The 5,091-nt window shown below is 40.1% G+C and carries 7 protein-coding genes; 5 read left to right on the plus strand and 2 right to left on the minus strand.

Going from position 1 to position 5,091, the window contains the following annotated elements:
- Window positions 1–180: hypothetical protein (locus tag SD31_RS19580; RefSeq protein WP_039054566.1), on the plus strand; the 180-nt coding region annotated here is incomplete at its 5' end.
- Here SD31_RS19580 and SD31_RS16285 read toward each other — a convergent pair.
- Both SD31_RS16285 and guaB read right to left on the minus strand, forming a co-directional pair.
- Window positions 177–284, minus strand: coding sequence for a 30S ribosomal protein THX (locus SD31_RS16285; protein WP_082021982.1), 108 nt, complete (start codon window positions 282–284; stop codon window positions 177–179). The two genes, SD31_RS19580 and SD31_RS16285, sit on opposite strands and share 4 nt — an antisense overlap.
- A gap of 137 nt (window positions 285–421) precedes the next feature.
- Complete coding sequence (guaB, locus tag SD31_RS13955; protein WP_039054567.1) at window positions 422–1,897, minus strand: IMP dehydrogenase; 1,476 nt, start codon at window positions 1,895–1,897, stop codon at window positions 422–424.
- Window positions 1,898–2,251: 354 nt separating this feature from the next.
- Between guaB and SD31_RS13960 the strand changes: the two genes are divergently transcribed.
- From SD31_RS13960 to secD, 4 genes are all read left to right on the plus strand, one after another.
- Window positions 2,252–2,728: a hypothetical protein gene (locus tag SD31_RS13960; RefSeq protein ID WP_039054568.1), complete on the plus strand. Its 477-nt coding sequence runs from the start codon at window positions 2,252–2,254 to the stop codon at window positions 2,726–2,728.
- A gap of 209 nt (window positions 2,729–2,937) precedes the next feature.
- Window positions 2,938–3,468 carry a hypothetical protein gene (locus SD31_RS19585; RefSeq protein ID WP_231561680.1) on the plus strand — a complete coding sequence of 177 codons (531 nt, stop codon included), beginning with the start codon at window positions 2,938–2,940 and terminating at the stop codon, window positions 3,466–3,468.
- Entirely contained in the window at window positions 3,449–4,081 is a 633-nt protein-coding gene (locus SD31_RS19590; RefSeq protein WP_231561682.1) for a hypothetical protein, read from the plus strand. Before SD31_RS19585 ends, SD31_RS19590 begins: the two co-directional genes overlap by 20 nt.
- Before the next feature lie 22 nt (window positions 4,082–4,103).
- On the plus strand, window positions 4,104–4,931 hold the full coding sequence (gene secD / locus SD31_RS19595; protein WP_231561684.1) for a protein translocase subunit SecD: 828 nt from the start codon (window positions 4,104–4,106) through the stop codon (window positions 4,929–4,931).
- Window positions 4,932–5,091 lie beyond the last annotated feature (160 nt).

The following is a 5,091-nucleotide window of genomic DNA, read 5'->3' on the forward strand; positions in this document are numbered from 1 at the left end:
TATTTTAATGCTCTTAATTATTATCTAGCTCAAAAATATACAATAATTGCAATAATACAAGTCATATTTTTATACAAAACAAAATCAAAACAAACTGTTTTGATAAAAAATAATAATCCAAAAAACAACAAAAGCAGCCTTATCAGACTGCTTTTGTACTTTCTTATTGCTCTTGTTTAGCTTCTGCCTTTTTTTTCTTTTCTAGCGTTTTTTGATGGTCTTGTTTTTCCGTAAGTACCCTTGGTTAGCTTACCCCTTTTTGTTTTAATATCTCCTTTTCCCATAATAAATAATTAAAGTTTAGCAGTATATTGTTAACAAAAAATTTCAGACCCACTAAGGTAATAATTTTTGGCTTTGACTCATAAAAAAACGCATAGAAACCTGTTCTATACGTTTTAAAAGTAATATAGTATGAATATTATCCTCTACTGTTGTAGTTTGGTGCTTCTTTAGTGATTTGGATATTGTGAGGATGCGACTCTCTCAACCCGGCACCAGTGATGCGGATAAATTTCGCTTCTTTCAGTTTAGCAATGGTCGGAGCTCCACAATAACCCATCGAAGCTCTCAATCCTCCAATGTATTGATAAACCACTTCCGCTAAGGTTCCTTTATAAGGTACGCGTCCCACAATACCTTCTGGTACCAATTTTTTGATATCCGCCTCCACATCTTGGAAATAACGGTCTTTAGAACCTTTTTCCATAGCTTCAACAGATCCCATACCACGATAAGACTTGAACTTACGTCCTTCCAACAGGATAGTTTCTCCAGGAGCTTCCTCCACACCGGCAAACAATGATCCTGCCATAATAGTATCCGCACCGGCAGCTATAGCTTTGGCAATGTCACCGGTCTGCTTGATACCTCCGTCAGCAATCACCGGAACGCCGCTACCTTTCAAAGCTTGTGAAACTTGGTAAACAGCATATAGCTGTGGAACTCCCACTCCGGCAATAATACGTGTAGTACAGATAGAACCAGGACCTATACCCACTTTTACGGCATCAGCTCCCGCTTCAGCCAACGCCTTTGCCGCCTCTGCTGTGGCAATATTACCTACGATAACCTGTAGGTCTGGATATTTGGCTTTCACCTCTTTAAGCTTATTGATAACGCCTAAAGAATGTCCGTGCGCCGTATCAATGGTTATGACATCCACCCCTGCAGCTACCAAGGCATCAACACGCTCGATAGTATCTACCGTAACACCTACGGCAGCACCTACCAACAGACGACCGTGCTCGTCTTTCGCAGCGTTAGGATAGTGTTTATATTTTTGGATATCCTTGAAGGTGATAAGCCCTTTTAATATATAGTTCTCATCGACAACAGGAAGCTTTTCGATTTTATAATTTTGAAGAATTTCTTCTGCTTTTAATAAGTCAGTACCCATAGGAGCTACTACCAAATTGTCCTTGGTCATAAGCTCATTTATAGGTCTGCTCATATCTTTTTGGAAACGTAAATCCCGGTTGGTTACTATACCAACCAATTTTCCTTTGTTATCTATCACCGGAATCCCACCAATTTTGTGTTCGCGCATGATGCTGAACGCATCACCTACCGTAGCATTTTCCGATAGAGTCACAGGATCCTGAATCATGCCGCTTTCCGAACGCTTTACTTTGCGCACTTCGGCAGCCTGTTGATCTATCGTCATATTCTTATGCAACATTCCAATACCTCCGGCCTGCGCAATAGCGATAGCTAAATCGGATTCGGTAACCGTATCCATTGCGGCAGACACCAAAGGAATATTTAGCTTGATTTTTTTAGTAAGATAAGTACTCGTATCTACGTCTCTAGGTAAGATTTCAGAGTAAGCTGGTATTAATAATACATCGTCGTATGTAAGACCTTCAGCTATGAATTTTTGTGGATCTAATTGCATGGCAAATACCTTAAATGGGTTTTCTATTTGCCGGACAAAGATAATACATTTTTTTCAATTTATGATAATAAATTTTGACTTTACCCGAAAACAAAAGCAAAAAAAGTTAATCCTGATATGCTATTCTCTCCTCTCCACCTCTATAATACTATGCTGTTATTCTTATTGATTCATAAAAAATTTAACAAAATAAAATTGAGCTAAAACGCTATAATATAAACTTTTAAAGCAATCGTAACATTTTTATATAACCGTAAAAAATATATAAATATAGAATTGGCAACATATTTGCTGCTGTAACGGAAACCGAACCCGAATATATGAAGGTTCTATTAACACTTAAATTAATAGTATATGAAAAAATTATTTCTACCATTAATCGCAGTTGCCGCTTTAACATTCGGCGCATCGGAAGCTAAAGCACAAGCCCCTTTCAGATCTGCATTGGGTGTAGTATTTGACGGTAACGATGGAGCCAACGTAGGTATCCAATACAAAACGGCTTTAAACGGTCCTCAAGCCTTACAATTGCAAGCAGCTTTCCGTAACAGCTGGGTGTCATTAGGTGCAGACTGGCAATATGAAAGACCAATCAGCGGTGCTGAAGGTCTACACTGGTATGCTGGTGTGGGTGCTCAGGTAGGTTTTTGGACTGGTGATGGTGATGGCCATACTTTAATTGGTTTAAGACCTCAAATCGGTTTAGAATACAAAATTCCTACAATTCCTTTTGGCTTACACCTAGACTACAAACCGTATTTAGGATTAAACCATGATAAAGGTTTCCACGGTGACGGATTCACATTCGGTATTAAATATGTATTGAAATAAAAAAAATTATTTTTTTAGAAGGGAATCTTGAGGATTCCCTTTTTTATTATCCCAATATTTTCAGCCATTTACAAACTCCTTCTCTTCTAAAAACGTATTTGTTTTCTTTCTACATTTTTTTTATACCTTTGCGAAACTTGTTAAATATTTTTATCATTACGTTGCAATAAAATCATAAACTATATCAAACTAATAGAAGAACTAAAAAAATGCAGAGTAAAGGGCTGATTAAATTTTTGGTAGCCGTATTGACACTAGCCTGTCTGTACGCACTATCATTTACGTTTGTTACACGAAAGGTAGAAAGAGAAGCTGCCGCATATGCCGGTGGCGACATTGCGAAAGAAAAGGCGTATTTGGATTCCATCGCCGGAGAAGTCGTGTACAATTTGGGTTTTGCCAAATACACGTACAGAGAATGTAAAGCACAGGAACTTCCATTAGGTCTTGACCTAAAAGGTGGTATGAACGTTACCATGGAAATATCACTGGAAGAGCTTATCCGTAACCTGGCAAACAATCCACAGGATGAGAAATTCAACGCCGCATTGGATGCAGCAGTAAAGAAAAGCAAAACCAGCAACAAATACGTTGTGGATTTGTTTATCGAAGAGTATAAAGCCTCAGGCGCTACTGCTACCCTAGCTTCGTTTTTCGCAACTAAAGACAACGCTAACTTTATCAAAAACAACAGTACAAACGACGAAGTAAAAAAAATTCTTGCAAGTAGAGGCGGATAACGCTATTCAGAACTCTTTCAAAGTACTTCGCACACGTATTGACAAGTTCGGTGTAGCATCTCCTAACATTCAAATCCAACAAGGTACTAACCGTATCTTAATCGAATTGCCTGGAGTAAATGATGCTGAACGTGTAAGAAAACTTTTACAAGGGTCGGCAAAATTAGAATTCTACGAAACTCATGATAACCTTCAAATCTATCCTCTTTTAGAGACAATCAACAGAACGTTGGCAGCTTCATTGAAAGACAACAATGCTGCAGCTAAAGATTCAACAAAAGCGGATTCTACAAAGAAGGACAACTTGTTGGCAAACTTATCAGGCAACAAAGCGAAGTCTGATTCGGCTGCCGCCGTGGCCAACCTTGCTGCACAAAACCCATTGTTCAGCGTTTTGATGCCTTCAATCTATCAGACTGCTGACGGTCAACAACAGTTGGCTCCAGGTCCTCAAGTAGGTATCGCCGCCTTGAAAGATACGGCTAAGGTGAACGCTTACTTGGCAAGACCTGAAATCAAAGCTTTAATCCCTGCTAACGTAAAATTGTTGTGGGCCGTAAAACCGGAAACCCGACACACAAAATTTCTTAGCTTTATACGCTATCAAACCTAGCACTCCTGATGGGGGCGCCGCTTTGGCGGGAGACGTAATCACAGACGCTAAAGATGACTTCAACCCACAAACCAACGCACCAGAAGTTACTATGCGTATGAACTCATACGGTGCTAAGGAGTGGCGTAGAATCACTGCAAAAGCATCTCAAAACAAAGAAGCTATCGCCATCGTATTGGATAACGTAGTGTATTCAGCACCTACTGTACAGTCTGAAATCGCAGGAGGTAACTCTTCAATCTCAGGAAACTTCACTATCGAAGATACCAAGGACCTAGCAAACGTATTGAAGTCTGGTCGTCTTCCTACTACGGCGAAAATCGTAGAAGAAGCTATCGTGGGTCCTTCCTTAGGTCAGGCAGCTATAGACGCCGGTATCAGCTCGTCGATCATCGCATTCATCGTGGTGATGGTCTTCATGGTGGCTTATTACAACAGAGCCGGTTGGGCAGCAAATATCGCCGTAATCTTCAACGTGTTCTTCTTGATGGGTATCTTAGCATCACTGAATGCGGTATTAACCCTTCCTGGTATTGCGGGTATCGTATTGACCATGGGTACCGCCGTGGATGCCAACGTGCTTATCTACGAACGTGTACGTGAGGAGTTGCGTAACGGCAAGTCTATACGTCAGGCAATTGCAGACGGTTACAAACACGCTTTGCCTTCTATCCTTGACTCACAGATTACTACCTTCTTAGTAGGTGTAGTTTTATTCTTCTTCGGTTCAGGACCTATCTTAGGTTTCGCAACGACCTTGATGATCGGTATCATCACCTCACTGTTCACCTCTATCTTCATCTCTCGCCTTGTTTTCGAGTTCATGTTAGAAAGAGATATAAAGATCTAACGTTTCTTTCCCTTGGTCGGACAAACACCCTTGTAGGTCGTCCAACTTCCAAGTTCAACTTAAGAAACGTAAAACCTTCTACATTTGTCTCTTTAGTTGCTGTAGCGATCTCCTTGATCTCTATCTTCACTAAAGGTTCAGCTTAGGAGTAGATTTCCAA

This window comes from Sphingobacterium sp. T2 (genome assembly GCF_000814685.1).
Taxonomy (GTDB): Bacteria; Bacteroidota; Bacteroidia; order Sphingobacteriales; family Sphingobacteriaceae; genus Sphingobacterium; species Sphingobacterium thermophilum.